33 protein-coding genes are annotated in these 24857 nt (G+C 65.5%); 3 read left to right on the top strand and 30 right to left on the bottom strand.

The window, feature by feature from the left end; translation table 11 throughout:
* The 24 genes from map to rpsJ all read right to left on the bottom strand — a co-directional run.
* Positions 1–773, bottom strand: a 773-nt coding sequence (gene map / locus ACFUPX_RS11095) for a type I methionyl aminopeptidase (protein ID WP_383319542.1), incomplete at its 3' end; no start/stop codon positions are given.
* A 114-nt stretch (positions 774–887) separates the two neighbouring features.
* Entirely contained in the window at positions 888–1541 is a 654-nt protein-coding gene (locus ACFUPX_RS11090; protein ID WP_383319539.1) for an adenylate kinase, read from the bottom strand.
* Positions 1541–2854: a preprotein translocase subunit SecY gene (secY, locus tag ACFUPX_RS11085; RefSeq protein ID WP_383319536.1), complete on the bottom strand. Its 1314-nt coding sequence runs from the start codon at positions 2852–2854 to the stop codon at positions 1541–1543. The genes ACFUPX_RS11090 and secY overlap by 1 nt, the downstream gene beginning before the upstream one ends.
* Before the next feature lie 224 nt (positions 2855–3078).
* Positions 3079–3534 carry a 50S ribosomal protein L15 gene (gene rplO / locus ACFUPX_RS11080; protein ID WP_383319533.1) on the bottom strand — a complete coding sequence of 152 codons (456 nt, stop codon included), beginning with the start codon at positions 3532–3534 and terminating at the stop codon, positions 3079–3081.
* A 1-nt stretch (position 3535) separates the two neighbouring features.
* On the bottom strand, positions 3536–3718 hold the full coding sequence (gene rpmD / locus ACFUPX_RS11075; protein ID WP_041985698.1) for a 50S ribosomal protein L30: 183 nt from the start codon (positions 3716–3718) through the stop codon (positions 3536–3538).
* The gene (gene rpsE, locus ACFUPX_RS11070; protein ID WP_383319529.1) at positions 3718–4320 is read right to left on the bottom strand and encodes a 30S ribosomal protein S5; all 603 of its coding nucleotides are present in this window, start codon (positions 4318–4320) and stop codon (positions 3718–3720) included. The genes rpmD and rpsE overlap by 1 nt, the downstream gene beginning before the upstream one ends.
* 46 nt (positions 4321–4366) lie before the next feature.
* The gene (rplR, locus tag ACFUPX_RS11065) at positions 4367–4750 is read right to left on the bottom strand and encodes a 50S ribosomal protein L18 (protein WP_344522013.1); all 384 of its coding nucleotides are present in this window, start codon (positions 4748–4750) and stop codon (positions 4367–4369) included.
* 3 nt (positions 4751–4753) lie between these two features.
* Positions 4754–5293 carry a 50S ribosomal protein L6 gene (gene rplF / locus ACFUPX_RS11060; protein WP_249588331.1) on the bottom strand — a complete coding sequence of 180 codons (540 nt, stop codon included), beginning with the start codon at positions 5291–5293 and terminating at the stop codon, positions 4754–4756.
* A gap of 21 nt (positions 5294–5314) precedes the next feature.
* The gene (gene rpsH / locus ACFUPX_RS11055; protein WP_160506666.1) at positions 5315–5713 is read right to left on the bottom strand and encodes a 30S ribosomal protein S8; all 399 of its coding nucleotides are present in this window, start codon (positions 5711–5713) and stop codon (positions 5315–5317) included.
* A 224-nt stretch (positions 5714–5937) separates the two neighbouring features.
* On the bottom strand, positions 5938–6123 hold the full coding sequence (locus ACFUPX_RS11050) for a type Z 30S ribosomal protein S14 (protein WP_003948630.1): 186 nt from the start codon (positions 6121–6123) through the stop codon (positions 5938–5940).
* Between the two features lie 5 nt (positions 6124–6128).
* Complete coding sequence (gene rplE / locus ACFUPX_RS11045) at positions 6129–6686, bottom strand: 50S ribosomal protein L5 (protein ID WP_344522014.1); 558 nt, start codon at positions 6684–6686, stop codon at positions 6129–6131.
* Complete coding sequence (gene rplX, locus ACFUPX_RS11040; RefSeq protein WP_160506664.1) at positions 6686–7009, bottom strand: 50S ribosomal protein L24; 324 nt, start codon at positions 7007–7009, stop codon at positions 6686–6688. The genes rplE and rplX overlap by 1 nt, the downstream gene beginning before the upstream one ends.
* 2 nt (positions 7010–7011) lie before the next feature.
* On the bottom strand, positions 7012–7380 hold the full coding sequence (gene rplN / locus ACFUPX_RS11035; protein ID WP_073768975.1) for a 50S ribosomal protein L14: 369 nt from the start codon (positions 7378–7380) through the stop codon (positions 7012–7014).
* A gap of 104 nt (positions 7381–7484) precedes the next feature.
* Positions 7485–7769 carry a 30S ribosomal protein S17 gene (rpsQ, locus tag ACFUPX_RS11030; RefSeq protein ID WP_055564830.1) on the bottom strand — a complete coding sequence of 95 codons (285 nt, stop codon included), beginning with the start codon at positions 7767–7769 and terminating at the stop codon, positions 7485–7487.
* A complete protein-coding gene (gene rpmC, locus ACFUPX_RS11025) occupies positions 7769–7993 on the bottom strand; it encodes a 50S ribosomal protein L29 (RefSeq protein WP_003998824.1) in 225 nt (74 codons plus the stop codon). The genes rpsQ and rpmC overlap by 1 nt, the downstream gene beginning before the upstream one ends.
* A complete protein-coding gene (gene rplP / locus ACFUPX_RS11020; RefSeq protein WP_135332557.1) occupies positions 7993–8412 on the bottom strand; it encodes a 50S ribosomal protein L16 in 420 nt (139 codons plus the stop codon). Before rplP ends, rpmC begins: the two co-directional genes overlap by 1 nt.
* A 5-nt stretch (positions 8413–8417) precedes the next feature.
* A complete protein-coding gene (rpsC, locus tag ACFUPX_RS11015) occupies positions 8418–9260 on the bottom strand; it encodes a 30S ribosomal protein S3 (protein WP_160506663.1) in 843 nt (280 codons plus the stop codon).
* Positions 9260–9607, bottom strand: a complete 348-nt coding sequence (gene rplV, locus ACFUPX_RS11010; protein WP_016645177.1) for a 50S ribosomal protein L22 — start codon at positions 9605–9607, stop codon at positions 9260–9262. The genes rpsC and rplV overlap by 1 nt, the downstream gene beginning before the upstream one ends.
* Positions 9608–9648: 41 nt before the next feature.
* Positions 9649–9930, bottom strand: coding sequence for a 30S ribosomal protein S19 (rpsS, locus tag ACFUPX_RS11005; protein WP_160506662.1), 282 nt, complete (start codon positions 9928–9930; stop codon positions 9649–9651).
* A gap of 12 nt (positions 9931–9942) precedes the next feature.
* A complete protein-coding gene (gene rplB, locus ACFUPX_RS11000; RefSeq protein ID WP_160506661.1) occupies positions 9943–10779 on the bottom strand; it encodes a 50S ribosomal protein L2 in 837 nt (278 codons plus the stop codon).
* Positions 10780–10818: 39 nt separating this feature from the next.
* Complete coding sequence (gene rplW / locus ACFUPX_RS10995) at positions 10819–11235, bottom strand: 50S ribosomal protein L23 (protein WP_383319518.1); 417 nt, start codon at positions 11233–11235, stop codon at positions 10819–10821.
* Entirely contained in the window at positions 11235–11888 is a 654-nt protein-coding gene (gene rplD / locus ACFUPX_RS10990) for a 50S ribosomal protein L4 (protein ID WP_160506659.1), read from the bottom strand. The genes rplW and rplD overlap by 1 nt, the downstream gene beginning before the upstream one ends.
* A 7-nt stretch (positions 11889–11895) precedes the next feature.
* Positions 11896–12540, bottom strand: coding sequence for a 50S ribosomal protein L3 (gene rplC / locus ACFUPX_RS10985; RefSeq protein ID WP_383319515.1), 645 nt, complete (start codon positions 12538–12540; stop codon positions 11896–11898).
* Between the two features lie 13 nt (positions 12541–12553).
* Entirely contained in the window at positions 12554–12862 is a 309-nt protein-coding gene (rpsJ, locus tag ACFUPX_RS10980; RefSeq protein ID WP_003948644.1) for a 30S ribosomal protein S10, read from the bottom strand.
* An 890-nt stretch (positions 12863–13752) separates the two neighbouring features.
* On the opposite strand from rpsJ, the gene ACFUPX_RS10975 reads away from it, so the two are divergent.
* The 3 genes from ACFUPX_RS10975 (at position 13753) to ACFUPX_RS10965 (ending at position 15357) form a co-directional block, all read left to right on the top strand.
* Positions 13753–14667, top strand: a complete 915-nt coding sequence (locus tag ACFUPX_RS10975) for a helix-turn-helix domain-containing protein (RefSeq protein ID WP_383319512.1) — start codon at positions 13753–13755, stop codon at positions 14665–14667.
* 88 nt (positions 14668–14755) lie between these two features.
* Positions 14756–15103 (top strand): hypothetical protein, encoded by a 348-nt coding sequence (locus ACFUPX_RS10970; RefSeq protein ID WP_383319509.1) that lies wholly within the window; start codon positions 14756–14758, stop codon positions 15101–15103.
* Positions 15100–15357, top strand: a complete 258-nt coding sequence (locus ACFUPX_RS10965; RefSeq protein ID WP_383319506.1) for a hypothetical protein — start codon at positions 15100–15102, stop codon at positions 15355–15357. The genes ACFUPX_RS10970 and ACFUPX_RS10965 overlap by 4 nt, the downstream gene beginning before the upstream one ends.
* Before the next feature lie 12 nt (positions 15358–15369).
* On the opposite strand, the gene ACFUPX_RS10960 is transcribed toward ACFUPX_RS10965, so the two are convergent.
* From ACFUPX_RS10960 to ACFUPX_RS10935, 6 genes are all read right to left on the bottom strand, one after another.
* Positions 15370–15879 carry a hypothetical protein gene (locus ACFUPX_RS10960; RefSeq protein ID WP_383319503.1) on the bottom strand — a complete coding sequence of 170 codons (510 nt, stop codon included), beginning with the start codon at positions 15877–15879 and terminating at the stop codon, positions 15370–15372.
* A gap of 361 nt (positions 15880–16240) precedes the next feature.
* Positions 16241–17434 carry an elongation factor Tu gene (gene tuf / locus ACFUPX_RS10955; RefSeq protein ID WP_383319500.1) on the bottom strand — a complete coding sequence of 398 codons (1194 nt, stop codon included), beginning with the start codon at positions 17432–17434 and terminating at the stop codon, positions 16241–16243.
* A gap of 152 nt (positions 17435–17586) precedes the next feature.
* The gene (fusA, locus tag ACFUPX_RS10950; protein ID WP_383319497.1) at positions 17587–19713 is read right to left on the bottom strand and encodes an elongation factor G; all 2127 of its coding nucleotides are present in this window, start codon (positions 19711–19713) and stop codon (positions 17587–17589) included.
* A 39-nt stretch (positions 19714–19752) separates the two neighbouring features.
* A complete protein-coding gene (rpsG, locus tag ACFUPX_RS10945) occupies positions 19753–20223 on the bottom strand; it encodes a 30S ribosomal protein S7 (protein ID WP_003974303.1) in 471 nt (156 codons plus the stop codon).
* A gap of 2 nt (positions 20224–20225) precedes the next feature.
* Positions 20226–20597, bottom strand: coding sequence for a 30S ribosomal protein S12 (gene rpsL / locus ACFUPX_RS10940; RefSeq protein WP_003948652.1), 372 nt, complete (start codon positions 20595–20597; stop codon positions 20226–20228).
* 342 nt (positions 20598–20939) lie between these two features.
* Entirely contained in the window at positions 20940–24839 is a 3900-nt protein-coding gene (locus tag ACFUPX_RS10935) for a DNA-directed RNA polymerase subunit beta' (RefSeq protein ID WP_383319494.1), read from the bottom strand.
* Positions 24840–24857: the final 18 nt, after the last annotated feature.

Raw genomic sequence — 24857 nt, 5'->3', positions numbered from 1 at the left:
GGGGACGTCAGCACGATCGGGCCCTCCTCCGTCAGAGCGATGGAGTGCTCCCAGTGCGAGGACCACGTGCCGTCCGTCGTGATGACGGTCCAGTCGTCCTCCAGGACCTCCGTGCGGGGCGTGCCGAGGGAGACCATGGGCTCGATGGCGAGGCAGAAGCCGGGGACCAGCTTGGGGCCCTTGCCGCGGCGGCGCTCGACGTAGTTCAGGAGGTGGGGGTCCATGTGCATCTCGGTGCCGATGCCGTGGCCGCCGTAGTCCTCGACGATCCCGTACTTGCCGCCGCCGGGCTTCGGCTGGCGGCGGATGTACGTCTCGATGGCCCGGGAGATGTCGACGAGCCGGTTGCCCTGCTTCATGGCGGCGAGACCGGCCCACATCGACTCCTCGGTCACCCGCGAGAGCTCGACCAGCTCCGGAGCGTGACCGGTGCCCACGAACGCGGTGTACGCCGCGTCGCCGTGCCAGCCGTCGATGACGGCGCCCGCGTCGATGGAGATGATGTCGCCGTCCTTCAGGACGGTCTTGTCGTCCGGGATGCCGTGCACGACGACCTCGTTGACCGAGGTGCAGATCGTCGCCGGAAAGCCGCCGTACCCCAGGAAGTTGGACTTCGCGCCGTGCTCGGCGAGCACCTTGCGGGCGACGTCGTCCAGGTCCTTCGTGGTGGCACCCGGCACCGCCGCCTCGCGCGTCGCGGCGTGCACGGCGGCGACCACAAGGCCCGCCTCACGCATCTTCGCGATCTGCTCGGGGGTCTTGATCTGCACCATGGGGCTTCCGCTCTCCGTCATCCGTCCGACAACCGGCTACGTACGTAACCGCTACGTACACAACACTACGGCCGCGGTCCCCCTAGGGGCACCGCGGCCGAAACAGCGTACTGACTACTTGCCGCCCTTGAGGGCGTCCATCGCGCGCTTGGTGACCTCGTCCACCTTGCCGAGCGCGGAGATCGTCACCACCAGGCCCTGGGCCTTGTAGTGGTCGATGATCGGCTCGGTCTCGCGGTGGTACACGTCGAGCCGCTTGCGCACGGTCTCTTCCTTGTCGTCACCGCGCTGGTAGAGCTCGCCGCCGCAGACGTCGCAGACGCCCTCGGTCTTCGGCTTGCTGTACGTCACGTGGAAGACGTGGCTCGACTCGTTCCGGCAGATGCGGCGGCCGGCGATGCGCTTGACCACCTCGTCCTCGGGGACCTCGAGGTCGAGCACCGCGTCGAGCTTCTGGCCGTCCGCCTTGAGCGACTCGTCCAGGGCCTCGGCCTGCGACACGTTCCGCGGGAAGCCGTCGAGCAGGAAGCCGTTCTCGGCGTCCGGCTGCGTCATGCGGTCGTGGGCCATGCCGATGGTGACCTCGTCCGGGACGAGGTTCCCGGCGTCCATGAACGCCTTCGCCTGCTTGCCCAGCTCCGTGCCCTGGCTGATGTTGGCACGGAAGAGGTCGCCCGTGGAGATGTGCGGGATCTTCAGGTTCTTGGCGAGGAACGCGGCCTGCGTTCCCTTGCCCGCACCGGGCGGCCCGACGAGGACGATTCGCATCAGCGGAGGAACCCTTCGTAATTGCGCTGCTGGAGCTGGCTCTCGATCTGCTTCACGGTCTCCAGACCCACACCCACGATGATCAGGATGCTTGTCCCGCCGAACGGGAAGTTCTGGTTCGCGCCGAAGCCCACCAACGCCATCGTCGGTACGAGAGCGATCAGACCCAGATACAGCGAGCCCGGCCACGTGATCCGGTTGAGTACGTAGCTCAAGTACTCAGCGGTCGGGCGGCCAGCCCGGATGCCCGGGATGAAGCCACCATACTTCTTCATGTTGTCCGCGACTTCCTCGGGGTTGAACGAGATAGCCACGTAGAAGAAGGCGAAGAACACGATCAGCAAGAAGTACGTCGCGATGTAGATCGGGTGGTCGCCCTTGGTCAGGTTCGCCTCGATCCACCGCTTCCAGCCCGAGTTGCCACCCGCGAACTGGGCGACGAGCGCGGGGATGTAGAGCAGCGAAGAGGCGAAGATCACAGGGATGATGCCGGCCTGATTGACCTTCAGCGGGATGTACGTCGACGTACCGCCGTAGGACCGGCGGCCGATCATTCGCTTCGCGTACTGGACGGGAATGCGGCGCTGAGCCTGCTCCACGAAGACGACCAGACCGACCATGACAAGACCGACCGCGATGACCGTGCCGAACTCGATCCAGCCACCGGCCAGCGAGCCCTGCTTCTTGATGGCCCACAGGGCGCTCGGGAACGTCGCGGCGATCGAGATGAACATCAGGATCGACATGCCGTTACCGATGCCCCGGTCGGTGATGAGCTCACCGAGCCACATGACGCAGGCCGTACCGGCGGTCATCGTGATGACCATGGTGACGGTCACGAAGATGGACTGGTCCGGCACGATCTCGGTGGCGACGGGGCACCCGGAGAACAGCGAGCCCGTGCGAGCCGTGGCCACGAGGCCGGTCCCCTGGAGGATCGCGAGCGCGACGGTGAGATAACGCGTGTACTGCGTGATCTTCGCCGTGCCGGCCTGACCCTCCTTCTTGAGGGCCTCGAGCCGCGGGATCACCACGGTCAGCAGCTGCAGGATGATGCTCGCCGTGATGTACGGCATGATGCCGAGCGCGAAGATCGTGATCTGCAGGAGCGCGCCACCACTCATCATGTTCACCAGGCCGAACAACCCCTGGTTGGAGTTGGCCTGGTCCATGCAGGTCTGGACGTTCTTATAGCTGACACCGGGAATCGGTACGTGCGTACCGATCCGGTAGATCACGATGATGCCGAGCGTGAAGAGCAGCTTCTTGCGCAGGTCGGGCGTCTTGAACGCCCGGGCGAACGCGGTGAGCACGGTGCCTCCTGCGACCCCCGCGCGCGTGCGCAAGAGGTAGTGGTCTGAGGATCGACGAATACGTATCAGTCAGAAAAACCGCACGGAAAGACCGCACGGAGCTTAGACAGTGCACGCCACCTTACCGGCGACCGTGCCCCCCTTGGAACGACCAACCGGGGATGCCCCATATGTGGGGCATCCCCGGCTGGGAATCGCTCAAGTCATCGAGTGGCCTGAAGAATTCAGACGAGCTCGGTGACGGTACCGCCGGCGGCGGTGATCTTCTCCTTGGCGGAGCCGGAGACGGCGTCAACCGTCACCTGCAGCGCCACGGTGACCTCACCCTGGCCGAGGACCTTGACGAGGCTGTTCTTGCGAACCGCACCCTTGGCGATGAGGCCCTCTACGGTGACCTCACCACCCTCGGGGAACAGGGCGCTCAGCTTGTCGAGGTTCACGACCTGGAACTCGGTCTTGAACGGGTTCTTGAAGCCCTTGAGCTTCGGGAGACGCATGTGGAGGGGCATCTGCCCGCCCTCGAAGCGCTCCGGAACCTGGTAACGGGCCTTGGTGCCCTTGGTACCACGACCAGCGGTCTTACCCTTGGACGCCTCACCACGACCCACACGGGTCTTGGCGGTCTTGGCGCCCGGGGCGGGCCGGAGGTTGTGGACCTTCAGCGGGTTCTGCTCCGCCATGTCAGTCGACCTCCTCAACCGTCACGAGGTGGCGGACGGTGTTAGCCATTCCGCGGAACTCGGGGCGGTCTTCCTTGACGACGACGTCGTTCAGGCGCTTGAGCCCGAGCGAACGCAGCGTGTCGCGGTGGTTCTGCTTGCTGCCGATGTACGACTTCGTCTGCGTGATCTTGAGACGGGCCATTACGCACCCGCTCCCGCACGTGCACGAAGCAGAGCCGCGGGGGCGACGTCCTCGAGGGGCAGACCACGGCGAGCCGCGATCTCCTCGGGACGCTGCAGGCCCTTGAGGGCCGCCACGGTCGCGTGCACGATGTTGATCGCGTTGGACGAGCCGAGCGACTTCGACAGGATGTCGTGAACGCCGGCGCACTCGAGCACAGCACGCACCGGGCCACCGGCGATAACGCCGGTACCGGGGGAAGCAGGCTTGAGCAGGACGACGCCCGCGGCCTTCTCGCCCGTGATCGGGTGCGGGATGGTGCCCTGGATACGCGGAACCTTGAAGAAGCTCTTCTTGGCCTCTTCAACGCCCTTGGCGATGGCCGCGGGAACTTCCTTGGCCTTGCCGTATCCGACACCTACGGTGCCGTCACCGTCGCCCACCACGACCAGCGCGGTGAAGCTGAAGCGGCGACCACCCTTGACTACCTTGGCGACACGGTTGATCGCGACAACGCGCTCAACGTATGCGGTCTTCTCGGCGGCTGCGCCACCGTCGCGACCCTTCCGGTCCCGCCGCTCGCCGCCACCGGCACCGCTTCCGCGGCGCTGGGGTCCAGCCATTGGAATTACCTCTCTCTGTTACGTCCGCTAGCTCCGGAACCGGGGCTTAGAACTTCAGCCCGGCTTCGCGGGCGGCGTCCGCCAGAGCGGCAATGCGCCCGGCGTACTTGTTGCCACCGCGGTCGAACACGACGGTCTCGACACCCGCAGCCTTGGCACGCTCGGCAACGAGCGCGCCGACCTGCTTGGCCTGCGCCGACTTGTCGGCCTCGCCACCGCGGATCGTGGTGTCCAGGGTCGACGCCGACGCAAGGGTGTGACCCTTGAGGTCGTCGATGACCTGAGCAACGATGTTGCGGTTCGAGCGAGTCACGACGAGGCGCGGACGCTCCGCCGTACCCGACACGTTCTTACGGATGCGGATGTGGCGGCGAGCCTTGGCGGCACGCTTGTAAGCGTCACCCTTGGCGATCTTTACACCGTATGCCATGGCTTACTTACCTGCCTTTCCGACCTTGCGCCGGATGACTTCGCCCTCGTACTTGACGCCCTTGGCCTTGTACGGGTCGGGCTTGCGGAGCTTGCGGATGTTGGCCGCAACCTCGCCGACCTTCTGCTTGTCGATACCCTCGACCGAAAGCTTGGTCGCGGACTCCACCTTGAAGGTGATGCCCTCAGGGGCCTCGACCAGGATCGGGTGGCTGTAGCCCAGCGAGAACTCCAGGTTGGAGCCCTTCGCGAGGACGCGGTAACCGACACCGCTGATCTCGAGCTTCTTCACGTACCCCGTGGTCACACCGGTGATCATGTTCGCCACCAGCGTGCGGGACAGGCCGTGCAAGGCCTTGTTCTGACGCTCGTCGTTGGGGCGGGTGACGCTCAGGACGCCGTCCTCACCCTTAGCGATGTCGATCGGCGCGACGACGGTGTGGGAAAGGGAGCCCTTGGGACCCTTAACCGAGACCGTCCGGCCGTCGATGGTGACGTCCACGCCGGCGGGAACCGTGATGGGGAGCTTGCCAATACGCGACATTAGCTTTTCCTCCGTTCCCGACTACCAGACGTAGGCGAGGACTTCCCCACCTACGCCCTTCTTGCCTGCCTGCTGGCCGGTGAGCAGACCGTGGGACGTGGAGATGATCGCCACGCCCAGGCCGCCGAGCACCTTCGGCAGGTTGGTGGACTTCGCGTAAACCCGGAGACCGGGCTTGGAGATCCGCTTGATGCCCGCAATGGAGCGCTCACGGTTCGGGCCGAACTTCAGCTCGAGGACGAGGTTCTTGCCAACCTCGGCGTCCTCGGTCTTCCAGCCCGTGATGAAGCCCTCCTGCTGGAGGATCTCCGCGATGTGAGACTTGATCTTGCTGTGCGGCATAGCCACGGAGTCGTGGTACGCCGAGTTCGCGTTACGCAGACGAGTCAGCATGTCCGCGATCGGATCAGTCATGGTCATGAATTGGCCTTCGGCCTCTCTCGCCGTGGTTTCCTATCTGCGCCATCCCTCTCCCCACTCAGAGGCGGGACGGGTGCGGCGCGGGGACCTACGGCGTAGTAAGTCGGTCAGGGCGGCAGGCGCCCAACCCTCCTAGCCTAAGGCATAGAGTGGTGGGCTACCTACCGACCAGATACTTACCGAGAGCCTCCAGTAATTCCCAAGTCCCTAAGGACAGAGGGGAATTACCAGGAGCTCTTGGTCACGCCCGGCAGCTCGCCACGGTGAGCCATCTCACGAAGGCAGACGCGGCACAGGCCGAACTTGCGGTACACGGAGTGCGGGCGGCCACAACGCTGGCAGCGGGTGTAGCCACGCACACCGAACTTGGGCTTACGAGCAGCCTTGGCAATAAGTGCCTTCTTCGCCATCTCGGTTACGCCTCCTTGAAGGGGAAGCCGAGGTGACGAAGGAGCGCACGGCCCTCAGCGTCGTTGGTCGCCGTGGTGACCACGGTGATGTCCATACCCCGGACGCGGTCGATCTTGTCCTGGTCGATCTCGTGGAACATGACCTGCTCCGTGAGACCGAAGGTGTAGTTGCCACGGCCGTCGAACTGCTTGGGGGACAGACCACGGAAGTCGCGGATGCGCGGAAGCGCGAGCGACAGGGTGCGGTCCAGGAACTCCCACATGCGGTCGCCACGAAGCGTGACGTGGCAGCCGATCGGCTGACCCTCGCGCAGCTTGAACTGCGCGATGGACTTCCGGGCCTTGGTGATGGCCGGCTTCTGACCCGTGATGGTGGTCAGGTCACGGACGGCACCGTCCATGAGCTTCGAGTCACGGGCGGCGTCGCCGACACCCATGTTGACCACGATCTTGACGAGGCCGGGGGTCTGCATGACGTTCTCGTACGAGAACTCTTCCTGCAGCTTGCCCGCGATCTCCTCGCGGTACTTCGTCTTCAGACGCGGGCTGGTGGTGGTCGTCATCAGATGTCCTCACCCGTCCGCTTGGCAACGCGGATCTTGTTGCCGTCATCGTCGAAGCGGAAACCGACACGCGTGACGACCTTGTTGCCGTCCTTCTCCACGACCAGCTGGACGTTGGAGACGTGGACAGGGGCTTCGGTGGTCACGATGCCGCCGGCCTGCGAACCGCTGGCGGTCGGGCCGGCCTTCGTGTGCTTCTTGACCCGGTTGACACCCTCGACCAGGACGCGCTCGTCGCGCGGGTAAGCGGCAATGACCTTGCCCTGCTTGCCCTTGTCCTTACCGGTGATGACCTGAACCAGGTCGCCCTTCTTGATCTTCATGCTTACAGCACCTCCGGCGCGAGCGAGATGATCTTCATGAACTTCTTCTCGCGCAGCTCACGACCGACCGGGCCGAAGATACGGGTGCCGCGAGGGTCGCCGTCGTTCTTCAGAATGACGGCGGCGTTCTCGTCGAAGCGGATGTACGAGCCGTCGGGACGGCGGCGCTCCTTGACGGTGCGAACGATGACGGCCTTGACGACGTCACCCTTCTTCACGTTGCCACCGGGGATCGCGTCCTTGACGGTGGCGACGATGACGTCACCGATGCCCGCGTAGCGGCGACCCGAGCCACCGAGAACACGAATGGTGAGAATTTCCTTCGCACCCGTGTTGTCGGCGATCCGAAGTCGCGACTCCTGCTGGATCACGTCTATCTCCTGTTTGTCTGCCGGTTCCCGGCGAGCTCCGTATGTCGAATCACGGAGCTCGCCGAGCCTGGCGGAACGAACTCCGAGGGATACCCCTCAGAGATTTACTTGGCCTTCTCGAGGATCTCGACGATGCGCCACCGCTTGGTCGCCGACAGCGGACGCGTCTCCATGAGAAGGACGCGGTCGCCGACGCCAGCAGCGTTCTGCTCGTCGTGCGCCTTGAGCTTGTTCGTACGGCGGATGACCTTGCCGTACAGCGCGTGCTTCACGCGGTCCTCGACAGCGACGACGACGGTCTTGTCCATCTTGTCGCTGACGACCAGACCCTCACGGGTCTTGCGGAATCCGCGGTCAGTCTTGGTCTCAGTCACGTTGCTCTCGCTCATCAGGCGCTCTCCACCGTTTCGATGCCCAGCTCGCGCTCACGCATCAGGGTGTAGATCCGCGCGATGTCCTTACGGACGGCCTTGAGCCGACCGTGGTTCTCGAGCTGACCGGTCGCCGCCTGGAAGCGGAGGTTGAACAGCTCTTCCTTGGCTTCGCGGAGCTTCGCGAGAAGCTCCTCGTCACCCAGTTCGCGCAGCTCGGACGCCTTGGTACCGGCCGACATCACGACTCACCTGCCTCGCGCCGAACAATCCGGCACTTCATCGGAAGCTTGTGAGCAGCGCGGGTAAGCGCCTCACGCGCAGTCTTCTCATTCGGGTAGGACAGCTCGAACATCACCCGTCCGGGCTTGACGTTCGCGACCCACCACTCGGGGGAACCCTTACCGGAACCCATGCGGGTCTCGGCGGGCTTCTTCGTCAGCGGGCGGTCCGGGTAAATGTTGATCCAGACCTTGCCGCCACGCTTGATGTGGCGGGTCATCGCGATACGAGCCGCCTCGATCTGGCGGTTGGTCACGTACGCCGGAGTGAGGGCCTGAATCCCGTACTCGCCGAACGCAACCTGCGTACCACCCTTTGACATACCGCTGCGCTTGGGGTGGTGCTGCTTGCGGTGCTTGACCCTACGAGGGATCAGCATGTCGGTCAGGCCTCCGTTCCGGTGCTCTCAGCCGGAGCGGCAGCTGCGGCGGGAGCGTCGGCCTTGGGGGCCTCGGCAGCCGGCGCGGACTGCTGCTGCGGCTTGCGGCCGCGGCCGCCACGCTCGCCACCACGGCCACCACGGGCCGGGCGGTCGTTGCCGCCACCACGGGCCGGGCGGTTACCCGCACGGGCCGCGGCGTTCTCGGCGCGGACCTCGGCGATGTTCTTGACGTCGCCCTTGTAGATCCAGACCTTCACGCCGATACGGCCGAAGGTCGTCTTGGCCTCGAAGAAGCCGTAGTCGACGTTCGCACGGAGGGTGTGCAGGGGCACGCGGCCCTCGCGGTAGAACTCCGAGCGAGACATCTCGGCGCCGCCGAGACGGCCGCCACACTGGATCTTGATGCCCTTGGCGCCGGCCTTCATCGTCGACTGCATGCTCTTACGCATGGCGCGACGGAAGGAGACGCGGGAGGACAGCTGCTCTGCAACGGCCTGCGCGACCAGCTGAGCGTCGACCTCGGGGTTCTTGACCTCGAGGATGTTCAGCTGAACCTGCTTGCCCGTGAGCTTCTCGAGGTCGCCGCGGATGCGGTCGGCCTCGGCGCCACGGCGGCCGATGACGATGCCGGGACGCGCGGTGTGGATGTCCACCCGCACGCGGTCACGGGTGCGCTCGATCTCAACCTTCGAGATGCCGGCGCGCTCCATGCCGGACGTCATCATCCTGCGGATGGCGACGTCTTCCTTGACGTAGTCCTTGTACAGCTTGTCGGCGTACCAACGCGACTTGAAGTCGGTGGTAATGCCGAGCCGGAACCCGTGCGGGTTTACCTTCTGGCCCATTACCGGGTTCCTTCCTTGCTGCTGACGACCACGGTGATGTGGCTGGTCCGCTTACGGATCCGGTAGGCGCGACCCTGAGCACGCGGACGGAACCGCTTCAGGGTCGGGCCCTCATCCACGTACGCCTCGCTGATGACCAGCGAAGAGGCGTCACTGTGGTCGTAGTTGTGCGCGGCGTTGGCAATGGCGCTGTCAAGCACCTTGCCTACCGGCACGCTCGCGGCCTGCGGGGCGAAACGCAGGACCGCCTGAGCCTCCGTGGCATCCATGCCACGGATGAGGTCCACCACTCGGCGGGCCTTCATGGGCGTGACGCGGATGTACCGCGCCTGGGCCCTGGCTTCCATGGTTGTCCCTTCGGTGTAAGTCATAGTCGTTCCACCCCGCGCTAGCGGCGCTTCGACTTCCGGTCGTCCTTGACGTGGCCGCGGAAGGTGCGAGTCGGCGAGAACTCGCCGAGCTTGTGGCCGACCATCGCCTCGGTGACGAACACCGGGATGTGGGTCTTGCCGTTGTGCACCGCGATCGTGTGGCCCAGCATGGCCGGGACGATCATCGAGCGACGGGACCAGGTCTTGATGACGTTCTTGGAACCTGCTTCGTTCTGGACATCCACCTTCTTGATGAGGTGTCCGTCGACGAAGGGTCCCTTCTTGAGACTGCGCGGCATCTAAACCCGCTCCTAGCGCTTCTTGTTCGTCTTGCGGCGGCGGACGATGTACTTGTTGCTCGCCTTCTTCGGCGAACGAGTACGACCCTCCTTCTGACCCCACGGCGAGACCGGGTGACGACCACCGGAAGTCTTGCCTTCACCACCACCGTGCGGGTGGTCGACCGGGTTCATCGCCACACCGCGAACGGTCGGGCGAACGCCAAGCCAGCGCTTACGGCCGGCCTTGCCCCAGTTGATGTTCGACTGCTCGGCGTTGCCGACCTCGCCAATCGTGGCGCGGCAGCGGACGTCGACCAGACGGATCTCACCGGACGGCATACGAAGGTGGGCCATGGAGCCCTCCTTCGCCAGCAGCTGCACGGAGGCACCCGCGGAGCGGGCGAACTTCGCGCCGCCGCCGGGCCGCAGCTCGATGGCGTGGATGGTCGTACCGACCGGGATGTTGCGGAGGGCCAGGTTGTTGCCCGGCTTGATGTCCGCGCCCGGTCCGTTCTCGACCCGGTCACCCTGCGACAGGTTGCGGGGGGCCAGGATGTAGCGCTTCTCGCCGTCCGCGTAGTGCAGGAGCGCGATGCGCGCGGTGCGGTTCGGGTCGTACTCGATGTGCGCGACCTTCGCCGGCACGCCGTCCTTGTCGTGACGACGGAAGTCGATCACTCGGTAGGCGCGCTTGTGTCCGCCACCCTGGTGGCGAACGGTCACACGACCGGCGTTGTTACGGCCGCCCTTGCTGTGCAGCGGGCGGACCAGCGACTTCTCCGGCGTGGACCGCGTGACCTCGACGAAGTCGGCGACGGAGGAGCCACGGCGGCCCGGCGTCGTCGGCTTGTACTTGCGGATTCCCATTTCTCAGTCCTCGTCCGATATTCGGACCAGGGCGCTCCGTTAGGAGGCCTGGCCGAAGATGTCGATACGGTCGCCCTCAGCGAGGGTCACGATGGCGCGCTTGGTGTCAGCCCGCTTGCCGAAACCGGTCTTGGTCCGCTTGCGCTTACCCTGACGGTTGATCGTGTTGACCCCGGTGACCTTGACCGAGAAGACCGCCTCGACGGCCTGCTTGATCTGGGTCTTGTTGACACCGGGCGCTACGACGAAGGTGTACTTACCCTCGTCGAGAAGCGCGTAGCTCTTCTCAGAGACGACCGGCTTGACGAGGACGTCACGGGGATCCGTGAAGCTCTTGCTCAGCGGCGTCTCAACAGTGTTCTTGCCCTCGGTGGCGTGGCGCTTCGCCTTGGCGAGGCGCGCTGCCTTGGCGACCTTGGCCGCCTTGGGGGCGATGCTCGGGTGACGCGTAGCCATCAGGCTTCGCTCCCTTCGGTCTCATCGGCCTTGGGGCCAGACACGAAGGACTCGAAGGCGGCCTTGGTGAAGACCACGTCGTCCGAGACGAGCACGTCGTACGTGTTCAGCTGGCCCGGCTCCAGGATGTGCACCTGGGGCAGGTTGCGTGCAGAGAGCAGCGAAGTCTCGTCCGCACGGTCGATGACCAGGAGCACGTTCTTGCGCTCGCTGACCTTGCCGAGCAACGTCTTCGCGGCCTTCGTCGAGATGTCGCCCTCGACCACGTTGGTGACAACGTGGATACGAGCGTTGCGGGCCCGGTCGGTGAGGGCGTGGCGCAGGGCCGCGGCCTTCATCTTCTTCGGGGTCCGCTGCGAGTAGTCACGCGGCTGCGGGCCGTGGACGACGCCACCGCCTGCGAACTGCGGCGCACGGGTCGAACCCTGGCGCGCGCGGCCGGTGCCCTTCTGGCGGTACGGCTTCTTACCACCACCGCGGACTTCACCGCGGCGCTTGGTCTTGTGCGTGCCCTGACGGGCAGCGGCCAGCTGGGCGACGACGACCTGGTGGAGAAGCGGGATGCTGATCTTCTCTACGTCGAAGATCTCCGCGGGGAGCTCGACCGTCCCGGCCTTGTCGCCTGCCGGCGAAAGGATGTCAATGGTGCTCATCGGTTCCTCAAACCCCCTTGGCCGCAGTACGGACCAGGACGAGGCCACCGTTCGGACCGGGGACTGCGCCCTTGATGAGGAGCAGGCCCTTCTCCGCGTCAACGGCGTGAACGGTCAGGTTCTGGGTGGTGACCCGCTCGTTGCCCATACGGCCCGCCATGCGGAGGCCCTTGAACACACGGCCCGGGGTGGCGCAGCCACCGATGGAACCGGGAGAGCGGTGCTTGCGCTGGGTACCGTGACCCGCGCCGAGTCCCTTGAAGTTGTGACGCTTCATGACACCGGCGAAGCCCTTGCCCTTGCTCTTGCCCGTGACGTCAACCTTGACGCCGGACTCGAACACCTCCGCAGTGATCTCCTGGCCCAGCGTGTACTCGCTGGCTCCAGGGGTGCGGATCTCCACCAGGTGGCGGCGGGGGGTCACGTCGGCCTTGGCGAAGTGACCCTTGAGGGGCTTGTTCACCTTGCGAGGGTCGATCTCGCCGAAGGCGATCTGGACCGACTCGTAGCCGTCGGAGTCATTCGTGTGGACCTGGGTAACGACGCAGGGTCCGGCCTTGACGACGGTGACCGGGACGACACGGTTGTTCTCGTCCCAGACCTGGGTCATGCCGAGCTTCTCGCCCAGGACGCCCTTGATCTGCTTAGTCATCTGTCCGCGCCTCTCAGAGCTTGATCTCGATGTCGACGCCGGCCGGAAGGTCCAGGCGCATCAACGAGTCAACGGTCTTGGGAGTCGGGTCGAGGATGTCGATCAAGCGCTTGTGCGTGCGCATCTCGAAGTGCTCGCGAGAGTCCTTGTACTTGTGCGGCGACTTGATGACGCAGTACACGTTCTTCTCAGTGGGCAGCGGCACCGGGCCTGCGACCGACGCACCAGTGCGAGTCACCGTCTCGACGATCTTCTTCGCCGAAGAGTCGATGACCTCGTGGTCGTAGGCCTTGAGCCGGATGCGGATCTTCTGTCCCGCCATGGCTACTTGGTAGTCCTGTCTCTCGAAAACGCTCTGGAACCTGGTGTTCTACTCATCTTCTGACCGACCCACGCGGTCGGGCGTGTCGCAATCTCACCAACAAAATCTCCCGAAGGAAATCCACTGCCGTGGGATCGCGGCCCAAGGACCGCTGGCCGGGGGAAGAAACCCACCGGGCGCCTGGCTGGTGCCCCGCCCACGCTTCCCAGAAGATTCCCGTACGTCCGCTCCAGCGCTGCCTTACGGCAGATGGGGCGACGAGTACTGTGGGACTCGCTTCCGGTCCTCCCGGCGGGAGGCGCGCAGCATCGGCAACTCAACCGAGCAACCCCGACAGTCTGCCATACGGGGGCGGGGGCTGGCTAATCAGGGCCCGGGATCGTACCCGGTGGGCGATGAAGGTCAAACCCGGGTCGCGCGACACGCGGTCCCGGACAGCACATATCCGATTACGGACGGTGCGGCCCGGCAGAAGATGAGCCCCGCCGCGCACTCCGCCGCCCGCTGAGGGGCCCGAGAACCGCTCCCCGCGCAGGGCCGCCTGAGTCGCCTACGCCGCCTACGCCGAACTGAGCCTCACACCACCGGAACCCATCCCCTCACGCTCCGGTACCACTGGCGCCTTTCCCCAAGAAACCCGAGAGGGAGAAAGAACCCACCAAACCCCACCCCACCCGCCCGCAGGCGCGCCCACCCGAGCGCCGTCGGCAACGACCGACACCCTGCTCACTCACCCGAGTGAACATCACCGGCTCAGTTGGATTTCCGCTCCCCCAACTGCCCTACTCTCAGCCCCAGTAGGCCAAACAACAGCAGACATGCGACGGCCCCCGCCGGGACGGCAATCCCAAGGCGAGGGCCTGACCACCGAGGAAGATAGAGGCTTCCCGATGGACACCCGAAACCCTAGCGCGCCCCCGCGCGCCCAGTCCGCCGTCGGCGGCAGTCAATCCCACGCACGAGCGACCCGGCGCCCCCGCAGCCAGCCCCGCCCCACCGCTGCGCGCCCCACCGGCATCGCCCACGACAACACCCGCCACACCACCCGCTTCACGGTGATCGGCAACCACCTCACCCAGCACCAGGAGCTCTCCCTCCTGGCGATCGGCCTGGGCTGCCACATGCAGTCCCTGCCCGCCGGAGCCCGCGTCGACATCAAGACACTCGCCGCCCGCTTCCCCGAGGGCACGACCCGTATCGCCGCAGCCCTGCGCGAGCTGGAGGCCCACGGCTACCTGCGCCGCGAACGCGAACGCACTTCCGCCGGCCGCATCGTCACCCGCACAACCTCCTGCAACCATCCGCACGCAGCAGCCCAGCGCCGCCCGCACTCCCCCGCCCCGAGGCCGACCACACCACCGCCCGAAACCAACGCGGCTCCGGCCACCCACGCACCCCCAAAACAGCCCCGCCCCCTCCCCGCCGTACCGCACCCGGCCTTCCCCGCCTCCGCCCTCCTCCAGCAGGCCACCGACCTCCTCGCCGACCTGCGCCACGAGGACCCGCGCCTGCTCCTCTCGGCCCGCGACACCGCCCACCTCACCCCCGGCGTCGCCGCCTGGCTGGAACGCGACGTAGCACCCACCGCCGTACGCCACGCCCTCACCCACGACCTGCCCCCCGAGGGCCCACGCCGCCCGGCCGCCCTGCTGGCCCACCGCCTGACAACACTGCTGCCACCCCCACCCGCGCCCGCTCCACCGGTACGGCACCCGCTCCAGACCTGCGAAGCCTGCGACCGCGCCTTCCGCGCCCCCGAACCGGGCCGCTGCCGCGACTGCCACAGCTCCCTGTACGCCCACTGAGCAGGGGAAACTCTCAGCAATGTTCGCGTCCCCGCACCCCGTGAGCCCCGGCCGACTAACGTGGCCAGTGCACTCCCGGGAGGACTCCATGAGCACGCAGGCCGATCACGGGCACGAGCTGGCGCCCCGCCCTGAGCAGACACCGGACGCCCTGCGTGCCGCCCTCGCCGTCGTCGCCCCCGCGCGTCTGCCGGAGATGCAGCGGACCAAGGACGAGGCCTTCGCCAAGGCCGTCGAATGGCAGTCACTCAGCCCGGTGCAGAGCTGGGTCCTCACCTGGGCCCGGGACATCGAGATCGCCCGCCGCCCCGACCTGTCCGCCCGGCACGCCCGTGCCACGCGAGATCTGGAGCACGAGGACGCGGCCGTCGCCCAGGAGGCATTGCGTGAGCTGAGCGCCGTCCTGGACGAGGCCATGAAGGCAGTACGGACTTGAGCTGGAGCTGGGAGTACGCCTTCGCGGCAGAGGAAGCCGCCCGCACCGCGTCACCAGCCTTTCTCGCCGAAGTGGAGCGCAAGGCCTCAGAACTGGTGAGAGCGGCCGAGGCTCTGTACGTCCACGGCCGCGGTCACCGAGGCGTCGACCCGAAGGGCGGCGACATCACCGTCCCCGGTGGGATGTTCCGATACCAGATCGTCGTACGCAGCGAACGCGTCTACGTCGTCCAGCTGACGTACCTGGGCTTCTGAGTCCTGAAGGTCTCAGAACGCCTGTAGGTAAACCCGCGCCCGATCTGACTTGAGAGTCTGGACGTGGATCTCGATCCACTGAACCTTCTTGCGGTGGTCGTCGTTGACGCACGGGGGGCAAACGCCTGCCCAGCGCGTTCCCTTCAGGGTCTGCGGCTCGGCAAGCCCCAGATGCCCGAAGAGCTCGGCCTTCGGCGCGGCTTCCGCTTTGTGCGCCCGGAGGGGCTCTTCGGAGTGCAGAGTTTCCGCGATGTCCTCGGCGTCCTTCTCGCCGGTGACGAAGGACAGGAAGTAGACGTCCTCCTGCGGGTTGACCTGAACGGCGCCTTCGACCTCGGCCGCTTCCTTGGGCACCGCCACATCCATGAAGGCTGAAGCCTCGTCCGCTCCGGCCTCTTGGTCCCAGTGCCAGTCACGTCCTTCGGTCACCGGGCGATCACCCGCGTCTGGGACGGAACACGCGGAGAGGAGTATGCCGACAGCCAGTGCCACGACAAAGCACGCACCACGTTTGGTCTTCAACGGTTCTCCTCGTCGCCGCGGGAGACATCTCCGCGGCTGCCCTCGCGTCCTTGGTCCGGCGGGCGATCTGACCGACCGGGCGCTGGCGGGCAACATCGAACTGGGGATCGTGCTTCGCGACCCGGCTGTGGTCGGACCGCTAGTCGACCATTTTCGATGGCTCATCTCGCCCCAGGCGGACATCATGCGCCGTTCCGGCAGGTGAACGCGTCCCATCCAACCCGGCACCGATCACGGCATGGGCGGCACGCGAAAGGGCCCGCACGACCGAAGTCGTACGGGCCCTTCCGATACTGCGTGTACTGCTGTGCTCTCAGTTCAGAGCAACCGGGTTACCCCGATCCACAGGCAAGCGAAATGCTTACTTGTTGATCTTGGTGACCTGGCCGGCGCCGACGGTCCGGCCACCCTCACGGATGGCGAACTTCAGGCCCTCTTCCATCGCGACGGGCTGGATGAGCTCAACGGTCATCTCAGTGTTGTCGCCCGGCATGACCATCTCGGTGCCCTCGGGGAGGGTCACGACGCCGGTCACGTCCGTGGTGCGGAAGTAGAACTGCGGGCGGTAGTTGTTGAAGAAGGGGGTGTGACGGCCACCCTCGTCCTTCGACAGGATGTAGGCCTGGGCCTCGAACTCGGTGTGCGGCGTGACCGAACCGGGCTTGATGATGACCTGGCCGCGCTCGACGTCCTCGCGCTTGATGCCACGGAGGAGCAGACCGACGTTCTCACCGGCCTGGCCCTCGTCGAGCAGCTTGCGGAACATCTCGATGCCGGTGACCGTGGTGGTGGTCTTCTCCTGCTTGATGCCCACGATGTCAACGGTCTCGTTGACCTTGAGGACGCCACGCTCGATACGACCGGTGACGACGGTGCCACGACCGGTGATCGTGAAGACGTCCTCGATCGGCATCAGGAACGGCTTGTCGACGTCACGCTCGGGCTGCGGGATGGACTCGTCGACGGCCTTCATCAGGTCGAGGATGGTCTTGCCCCACTCCGCGTCACCCTCGAGCGCCTTGAGCGCCGAGACCTTGACGACCGGCAGGTCCTCGCCCGGGAAGTCGTACTCGGAGAGGAGCTCACGAACCTCGAGCTCGACGAGCTCCAGGATCTCCTCGTCGTCCACCATGTCGGCCTTGTTCAGGGCGACGACGACGTAAGGAACGCCGACCTGGCGGGCCAGGAGCACGTGCTCCTTGGTCTGCGGCATCGGGCCGTCGGTGGCGGCGACCACGAGGATGGCGCCGTCCATCTGCGCGGCACCCGTGATCATGTTCTTGATGTAGTCCGCGTGCCCGGGGCAGTCGACGTGCGCGTAGTGACGCGTCTCCGTCTGGTACTCGACGTGCGCGATCGAGATCGTGATACCGCGCTGGCGCTCCTCGGGAGCCTTGTCGATCTGATCGAAGGCCGAGGCCTCGTTCAGGTTCGGGTACGCGTCGTGCAGCACCTTGGTAATGGCGGCCGTGAGGGTCGTCTTACCGTGGTCAATGTGACCGATGGTGCCGATGTTGACGTGCGGCTTAGTCCGCTCGAACTTTGCCTTCGCCACTGGGTCCTCCTGCGGAGTGGTTCTGTACGCCTTGCTTCATCGGCGCCAGGTGATCTTTGCTGGGATGCCCGGGGCCCGGGGCAGCCGACCCGAAGAGGGTCGGAATGCCCCGGAGACTCCGGAGTCAAGCCTAAAGCGTGAACTCGGGTGAGTTACTCGCCCTTGGCCTTCGCGATGATCTCCTCGGCGACGTTCCGCGGAACCTCGGCGTAGGAGTCGAACTGCATTGAGTAGCTTGCGCGACCCGACGTCTTGCTGCGGAGGTCTCCGACGTAGCCGAACATCTCCGAGAGGGGCACGAGGCCCTTCACGACACGGGCGCCACTGCGCTCCTCCATGGCCTGAATCTGGCCACGGCGGGAGTTGATGTCACCGATGACGTCACCCATGTAGTCCTCGGGCGTGGTGACCTCTACGGCCATCATCGGCTCGAGCAGCACGGGCTTGGCCTGACGCGCGGCCTCCTTGAACGCCTGCGAACCGGCGATCTTGAAGGCGAGCTCGGAGGAGTCGACCTCGTGGTAGGCGCCGTCGAGAAGCGTGATGCGAACACCAGTCATCTCGTAGCCCGCCAGGATGCCGAACTGCATGGCCTCCTGCGCACCGGCGTCCACCGACGGGATGTACTCCCGCGGGATACGGCCACCGGTGACCTTGTTCACGAACTCGTACGACGCCTCGCCGCCCTCGATGGGCTCGATCGCGATCTGCACCTTGGCGAACTGACCGGTACCACCGGTCTGCTTCTTGTGGGTGTAGTCCACGCGCTCGACGGCCCGACGGATCGTCTCGCGGTACGCGACCTGGGGCTTGCCGACGTTCGCCTCGACGCGGAATTCGCGCTTCATGCGGTCGACGAGCACCTCGAGGTGAAGCTCGCCCATACCACCGATGATGGTCTGGCCGGTCTCCTCGTCCGAGTGGACCTGGAAGGAGGGGTCCTCCTCCGAGAGACGCTGGATGGCTACACCCAGCTTCTCCTGGTCACCCTTGGACTTGGGCTCGATGGCGACCTGAATGACCGGCGCCGGGAAGTCCATGGACTCCAGGATGACCGGCTTCTTGTCGTCACACAGCGTCTCACCGGTGGTGGTCTGCTTCAGGCCCATGACGGCGACGATGTCACCGGCGCCCACCGACGCGATCTCCTCACGCTTGTTCGCGTGCATGCGGTAGATCTTGCCGATGCGCTCCTTCTTGCCCTTGACGGAGTTCAGCACCGCAGTGCCGGCCTCCAGGCGACCGGAGTAGATCCGGACGAAGGTGAGCTTGCCGAGGTGCGGGTCACTCGCGATCTTGAACGCGAGAGCCGAGAGCGGCTCCTCGTCCGAAGGCTTGCGCTTGACGACGGTCTCGGGGTCCTTGACGTCGTGGCCTTCGATGGCCTCGACGTCCAGGGGGGAAGGCAGGTAACGCACGACCGCGTCGAGCAGGGGCTGGACGCCCTTGTTCTTGAACGCGGTGCCGCAGAACACGGGGGTGACGGTGGTGTCGCCGCCCTTGCCCGAAGCGATGGTGATGCGACGGATCGCCTCGTACAGCTGGTCCTCGGTGGGCTCCTGGCCCTCGAGGTACAGCTCCATCATCTGCTCGTCGTTCTCGGCAACAGCCTCGAGGAGCTTCCCGCGCCACTCATCAGCGGCCTCGGTGTGCGTCGCCGGGATGTCGACGATGTCGTACGCCTCGCCCAGCTTGGTCTCTGCGGACCAGACGAACGCCTTCATCGTGACGAGGTCGACGACGCCCTTGAAGTCAGCCTCTGCGCCGATGGGCAGCTGCATGACGATCGGGGTCGCACCGAGGCGGTCGATGATCATGTCGACGCAGCGGTGGAACTCGGCACCCGTACGGTCGAGCTTGTTGACGAAGCAAATACGCGGGACGCCGTAGCGGTCAGCCTGACGCCACACAGTCTCGGACTGGGGCTCAACACCGGCGACGCCGTCGAACACCGTCACGGCACCGTCGAGCACGCGGAGCGAACGCTCCACCTCGACGGTGAAGTCGACGTGGCCCGGGGTGTCGATGATGTTGATGGTGTGGTCGACGTCGTTCATCGGCCAGTGACAGGTGGTGGCAGCAGAGGTGATCGTGATGCCACGCTCCTGCTCCTGCTCCATCCAGTCCATGGTGGCAGCGCCGTCGTGGACCTCACCGATCTTGTACGAGACACCGGTGTAGAACAGGATCCGCTCGGTGGTCGTCGTCTTGCCCGCGTCGATGTGAGCCATGATGCCGATGTTGCGCACCTTGGCCAGGTCAAGTGAAGTGGTAGCCATATCGGCTCAGTCTTCTCTCGGTCTCGATGTGGGTAGCGACTACCAGCGGTAGTGCGCGAAGGCCTTGTTGGACTCGGCCATCTTGTGGGTGTCCTCACGCTTCTTCACAGCGGCACCAAGGCCGTTGGAGGCGTCGAGGAGCTCGTTGAGCAGACGCTCGGTCATGGTCTTCTCGCGACGGGCGCGGGAGTAACCGACCAGCCAGCGCAGGGCGAGCGTGTTCGCACGGCCCGGCTTGACCTCGATCGGGACCTGGTAGGTCGCGCCACCGACACGGCGGGACTTGACCTCGAGAGTCGGCTTGATGTTTTCCAGCGCGCGCTTGAGCGTGATGACCGGGTCGTTACCGGTCTTCTCGCGCAGGCCCTCCATGGCGCCGTACACGATGCGCTCGGCGGTGGAGCGCTTGCCGTTCAGCAGCACCTTGTTGATGAGGGAGGTCACCAGAGGAGAACCATAGACCGGGTCGATGATGACCGGGCGCTTCGGGGCGGGGCCCTTACGAGGCATTTCTACTTCTCCTTCTTGGCGCCGTAGCGGCTGCGGGCCTGCTTGCGGTTCTTGACACCCTGGGTGTCAAGGGAGCCGCGGATGATCTTGTAACGAACACCCGGCAGGTCCTTCACACGGCCACCACGCACGAGCACGATGGAGTGCTCCTGCAGGTTGTGTCCCTCACCCGGAATGTAGGCCGTAACCTCGATCCCGGAGGTCAGACGCACACGCGCGACCTTACGGAGGGCCGAGTTCGGCTTCTTCGGGGTGGTCGTGAACACACGCGTGCAGACGCCGCGGCGCTGGGGCGAACCCTCGAGTGCGGGCGTCTTGTTCTTCTCGACCTTGTCCTGCCGGCCCTTTCGGACCAGCTGCTGGATCGTAGGCACTACTTCTCCGGTTTCTGTGTGCCGAATAGTAAAGCTAACCTGAAACATCGCCGACCCACGCGGTCGGGTGTGTCGAATACTGCAGACTCTTGCCGCAAGGCGGAAAGTGGCGCAGATTACGGCGGCCGTTATCGGACTCACACAGCGGTTGAAGACACGCGCGCGAGCCCAGGCACACCCCAGGCACAAGGTCTGAGCGTACCTACCTCATCGGCTCTGGTCAAAACAAATGCCCACGCGGGGGACACACCGGCCTGCAACATACGACACAGGGCGGCCACCCCGCGAGGGATGACCGCCCTGTGGGCGCCTCAGTACGCCCCTAAGGGGACGTACCACCGCTTACTGGTTGTACGGACCGTAGTCGTAGTCCTCCAGCGGAACAGCCTGGCCGGAGCCCGTGCCGAAGGGCGAGTAGTCGATGTCGTCGTAACCGACGGCCGAGTACATCGCTGCCTTGGCCTCTTCGGTCGGCTCGACCCGGATGTTGCGGTAGCGGGAGAGACCCGTACCGGCCGGGATGAGCTTACCGATGATGACGTTCTCCTTGAGGCCGATCAGGGAGTCGGACTTGGCGTTGATCGCCGCGTCCGTCAGGACCCTGGTCGTCTCCTGGAAGGAAGCCGCGGACAGCCACGACTCCGTCGCCAGCGAGGCCTTGGTGATACCCATCAGCTGCGGACGGCCGGAGGCCGGGTGGCCGCCTTCCGTGACCGTGCGACGGTTCTCGGTCTCGAACTTCGAACGCTCGACGAGCTCGCCCGGCAGCAGTTCGGCGTCGCCGGACTCGATGATCGTCACACGGCGCAGCATCTGCCGGATGATGATCTCGATGTGCTTGTCGTGGATCGACACGCCCTGGCTGTTGTAGACCTTCTGGACTTCGCCGACCAGGTGGACCTGGACCGCGCGCTGACCGAGGATCCGCAGCACGTCGTGCGGGTTGGTGGCACCGAAGGTGAGCTTCTGGCCCACCTCGACGTGGTCACCCTCACGCACGAGGACCTTGGCACGCTTCGAGATCGGGAAGGGAGTCTCGTCGCTGCCGTCGTCCGGCGTGACGACAATCTTCTTGGTCTTCTCGGTCTCCTCGATACGGATGCGGCCTGCCGCCTCCGAGATCGGGGCGACACCCTTGGGCGTACGAGCCTCGAAGAGCTCGACGACACGGGGCAGACCCTGGGTGATGTCGTCACCGGCCACACCACCGGTGTGGAACGTACGCATCGTCAGCTGCGTGCCGGGCTCACCGATGGACTGGGCGGCGATGATGCCGACCGCCTCACCGATGTCGACCAGCTTGCCGGTGGCGAGCGAACGGCCGTAGCAGAAGGCACAGGTGCCGACCGCGGACTCGCAGGTCAGGACCGAGCGGGTCTTGACCTCCTCGACGCCGTTGGCGACCAGGGCGTCGATGAGGACGTCACCGAGGTCGACGTTGGCCGGCGCGATGACCTTGCCGTCGATGACGACGTCCTCGGCCAGCATGCGGGCGTACACCGAGGTCTCGACGTTCTCCGTCTTGCGGAGCACACCGTCCTCGCCCTTGACCGCGATCTTGAGCTTCAGACCGCGCTCGGTGCCACAGTCCTCCTCGCGAATGATGACGTCCTGAGAGACGTCGACCAGACGACGGGTGAGGTAACCGGAGTCGGCGGTACGCAGAGCCGTGTCCGCCAGACCCTTACGGGCACCGTGCGTGGAGATGAAGTACTCCAGGACCGAGAGGCCCTCACGGAACGACGCCTTAATCGGACGCGGGATCGTCTCGTTCTTCGCGTTCGACACCAGACCACGCATACCGGCGATCTGACGCATCTGCATCATGTTTCCTCGGGCACCCGAGTCAACCATCATGAAGATGGGGTTCGTCTTGGGGAAGTTCGCGTTCATCGCCTCGGCAACCTCGTTGGTCGCCTTGGTCCAGATCGCGATGAGCTCCTGCGTGCGCTCGTCCTTGGTGATCAGACCGCGCTCGTACTGCTTCTGGACCTTCTCGTCCTGCGCCTCGTAGCCCGCGACGATCGCCTTCTTGGCCTCGGGGACCACGACGTCGGAGATGGCCACGGTGACACCGGAACGGGTCGCCCAGAAGAAGCCCGCCGCCTTCAGGTTGTCGAGCGTCGCCGCCACGATGACCTTGGGGTAGCGCTCGGCCAGGTCGTTGACGATCTCGGAGAGCTGCTTCTTGCCCACCGAGTAGTCGACGAACGGGTAGTCCTCGGGCAGCAGCTCGTTGAAGAGCGCGCGGCCCAGGGTCGTACGCAGCCGGAAGCTGTCGCCCTGCTGGTACTCCGGGTCGCCCTCTTCGACGGCCGGCGGGGTCCAGCCACGCGGCGGGATGGTGCCCACCGGGAAGCGGATGTCGACCTTCGCCTGGAGCGAGAGCTCCTTGGCGTCGAACGCCATGGTCGCCTCAGCGGAGGAACCGAACGAACGGCCCTCACCGATGACCTTGCGCTCTTCCTCGTCCGTCGTGAGGAAGAAGAGGCCAAGGACCATGTCCTGGGTCGGCATGGTGACGGGACGGCCGTCTGCCGGCTTCAGGATGTTGTTCGAGGACAGCATCAGGATGCGGGCCTCGGCCTGCGCCTCTGCCGAAAGCGGCAGGTGCACGGCCATCTGGTCACCGTCGAAGTCCGCGTTGAACGCGGTGCAGACGAGCGGGTGGATCTGAATGGCCTTGCCCTCGACCAGCTGCGGCTCGAAGGCCTGGATGCCGAGGCGGTGCAGCGTCGGCGCACGGTTCAGGAGAACCGGGTGCTCGGCGATGACCTCTTCCAGGACGTCGTACACGACCGTGCGGCCGCGCTCGACCATGCGCTTGGCCGACTTGATGTTCTGCGCGTGGTTGAGGTCAACCAGGCGCTTCATCACGAACGGCTTGAAGAGCTCCAGTGCCATGGCCTTCGGCAGACCACACTGGTGCAGCTTCAGCTGCGGGCCGACGACGATCACGGAACGCGCGGAGTAGTCCACACGCTTACCGAGAAGGTTCTGACGGAAACGACCCTGCTTGCCCTTGAGCATGTCGCTCAGGGACTTCAGCGGGCGGTTACCGGGACCGGTGACCGGGCGACCACGACGACCGTTGTCGAAGAGGGCGTCCACGGCCTCCTGGAGCATGCGCTTCTCGTTGTTCACGATGATCTCGGGAGCACCGAGGTCGAGAAGCCGCTTCAGGCGGTTGTTGCGGTTGATCACGCGGCGGTACAGGTCGTTCAGGTCGGAGGTCGCGAAGCGGCCACCGTCCAGCTGCACCATCGGACGCAGGTCCGGCGGGATGACCGGCACGCAGTCGAGCACCATGCCCTTGGGGCTGTTGCTGGTCTGCAGGAACGCGGAGACGACCTTGAGGCGCTTGAGCGCACGGGTCTTCTTCTGGCCCTTGCCGGTACGGATGATCTCGCGAAGCCGCTCGGCTTCCTCATCCAGGTCGAACGACTCAAGGCGCTTCTGCAGTGCAGCGGCACCCATCGAACCGTCGAAGTACGTGCCGAAGCGGTCACGCAGCTCGCGGTAGAGCAGCTCGTCACCCTCCAGGTCCTGGACCTTGAGGTTCTTGAAGCGGTTCCACACCTCGTCGAGACGGTCGATCTCGCGCTGCGCACGGTCGCGCAGCTGCTTCATCTCCCGCTCGGCACCTTCGCGCACCTTGCGGCGTACGTCGGCCTTGGCGCCCTCGGCCTCAAGCTCGGCCAGGTCGGTCTCGAGCTTCTTGGCGCGGGCTTCGAGGTCGGAGTCGCGACGGTTCTCGACCTGCTGGCGCTCCACGGAGACGTGCGCCTCCAGGGAGGGCAGGTCACGCGTACGGCGCTCCTCGTCCACGAACGTGATCATGTACGCCGCGAAGTAGATGACCTTTTCGAGGTCCTTCGGGGCGAGATCAAGCAGGTAGCCGAGGCGCGACGGGACGCCCTTGAAGTACCAGATGTGCGTGACAGGGGCGGCCAGCTCAATGTGGCCCATCCGCTCACGACGCACCTTGGCGCGAGTGACCTCGACGCCGCAGCGCTCGCAGATGATGCCCTTGAAGCGGACACGCTTGTACTTACCGCAGTAGCACTCCCAGTCCCGGGTCGGACCGAAGATCTTCTCGCAGAAGAGTCCGTCCTTCTCGGGCTTGAGCGTGCGGTAGTTGATGGTCTCCGGCTTCTTGACCTCGCCGTGGGACCACTGTCGGATGTCGTCCGCGGTGGCAAGGCCGATCCGCAGCTCGTCGAAGAAGTTGACGTCGAGCACTTTGTCGTCAATCCCTCT

The organism is Streptomyces sp. NPDC057302 (assembly GCF_042667685.1).
Lineage (GTDB): Bacteria > Actinomycetota > Actinomycetes > Streptomycetales > Streptomycetaceae > Streptomyces.
The sequence above is the reverse complement of the archived record's forward strand: the minus strand, read 5'-3'. Positions and strand labels throughout refer to the sequence as shown.

Bases quoted from the DNA above. Each gene is read 5' to 3' on its own strand.
- rpsS (WP_160506662.1), bottom strand. From the start codon at position 9,930: ATGCCGCGCAGTCTCAAGAAGGGACCCTTCGTCGACGGACACCTCATC.
- rplX (WP_160506664.1), bottom strand. From the start codon at position 7,009: ATGAAGATCAAGAAGGGCGACCTGGTTCAGGTCATCACCGGTAAGGAC.
- rplR (WP_344522013.1), bottom strand. From the start codon at position 4,750: ATGGCATACGGTGTAAAGATCGCCAAGGGTGACGCTTACAAGCGTGCC.
- rpmD (WP_041985698.1), bottom strand. From the start codon at position 3,718: ATGGCCCGTCTCAAGATCACGCAGACGAAGTCGTACATCGGCAGCAAG.
- rplW (WP_383319518.1), bottom strand. From the start codon at position 11,235: ATGGCTACGCGTCACCCGAGCATCGCCCCCAAGGCGGCCAAGGTCGCC.
- rpsQ (WP_055564830.1), bottom strand. From the start codon at position 7,769: ATGAGCGAGAGCAACGTGACTGAGACCAAGACTGACCGCGGATTCCGC.
- fusA (WP_383319497.1), bottom strand. From the start codon at position 19,713: ATGGCTACCACTTCACTTGACCTGGCCAAGGTGCGCAACATCGGCATC.
- rpsJ (WP_003948644.1), bottom strand. From the start codon at position 12,862: ATGGCGGGACAGAAGATCCGCATCCGGCTCAAGGCCTACGACCACGAG.
- rpsC (WP_160506663.1), bottom strand. From the start codon at position 9,260: ATGGGCCAGAAGGTAAACCCGCACGGGTTCCGGCTCGGCATTACCACC.
- ACFUPX_RS11090 (WP_383319539.1), bottom strand. From the start codon at position 1,541: ATGCGAATCGTCCTCGTCGGGCCGCCCGGTGCGGGCAAGGGAACGCAG.
- rplC (WP_383319515.1), bottom strand. From the start codon at position 12,540: ATGACTAAGCAGATCAAGGGCGTCCTGGGCGAGAAGCTCGGCATGACC.
- rplD (WP_160506659.1), bottom strand. From the start codon at position 11,888: ATGAGCACCATTGACATCCTTTCGCCGGCAGGCGACAAGGCCGGGACG.
- rpsG (WP_003974303.1), bottom strand. From the start codon at position 20,223: ATGCCTCGTAAGGGCCCCGCCCCGAAGCGCCCGGTCATCATCGACCCG.
- rplF (WP_249588331.1), bottom strand. From the start codon at position 5,293: ATGTCGCGTATTGGCAAGCTCCCCATCACGGTTCCCGCCGGCGTGGAC.
- rplO (WP_383319533.1), bottom strand. From the start codon at position 3,534: ATGGCGGAGCAGAACCCGCTGAAGGTCCACAACCTCCGGCCCGCCCCG.
- rpmC (WP_003998824.1), bottom strand. From the start codon at position 7,993: ATGTCGGCCGGTACCAAGGCGTCCGAGCTGCGCGAACTGGGTGACGAG.
- rplV (WP_016645177.1), bottom strand. From the start codon at position 9,607: ATGGAAGCCAGGGCCCAGGCGCGGTACATCCGCGTCACGCCCATGAAG.
- rplE (WP_344522014.1), bottom strand. From the start codon at position 6,686: ATGACGACCACCACCAGCCCGCGTCTGAAGACGAAGTACCGCGAGGAG.
- rplB (WP_160506661.1), bottom strand. From the start codon at position 10,779: ATGGGAATCCGCAAGTACAAGCCGACGACGCCGGGCCGCCGTGGCTCC.
- ACFUPX_RS11050 (WP_003948630.1), bottom strand. From the start codon at position 6,123: ATGGCGAAGAAGGCACTTATTGCCAAGGCTGCTCGTAAGCCCAAGTTC.
- rpsH (WP_160506666.1), bottom strand. From the start codon at position 5,713: ATGACCATGACTGATCCGATCGCGGACATGCTGACTCGTCTGCGTAAC.
- rpsE (WP_383319529.1), bottom strand. From the start codon at position 4,320: ATGGCTGGACCCCAGCGCCGCGGAAGCGGTGCCGGTGGCGGCGAGCGG.
- ACFUPX_RS10975 (WP_383319512.1), top strand. From the start codon at position 13,753: ATGGACACCCGAAACCCTAGCGCGCCCCCGCGCGCCCAGTCCGCCGTC.
- rplP (WP_135332557.1), bottom strand. From the start codon at position 8,412: ATGCTGATCCCTCGTAGGGTCAAGCACCGCAAGCAGCACCACCCCAAG.
- ACFUPX_RS10970 (WP_383319509.1), top strand. From the start codon at position 14,756: ATGAGCACGCAGGCCGATCACGGGCACGAGCTGGCGCCCCGCCCTGAG.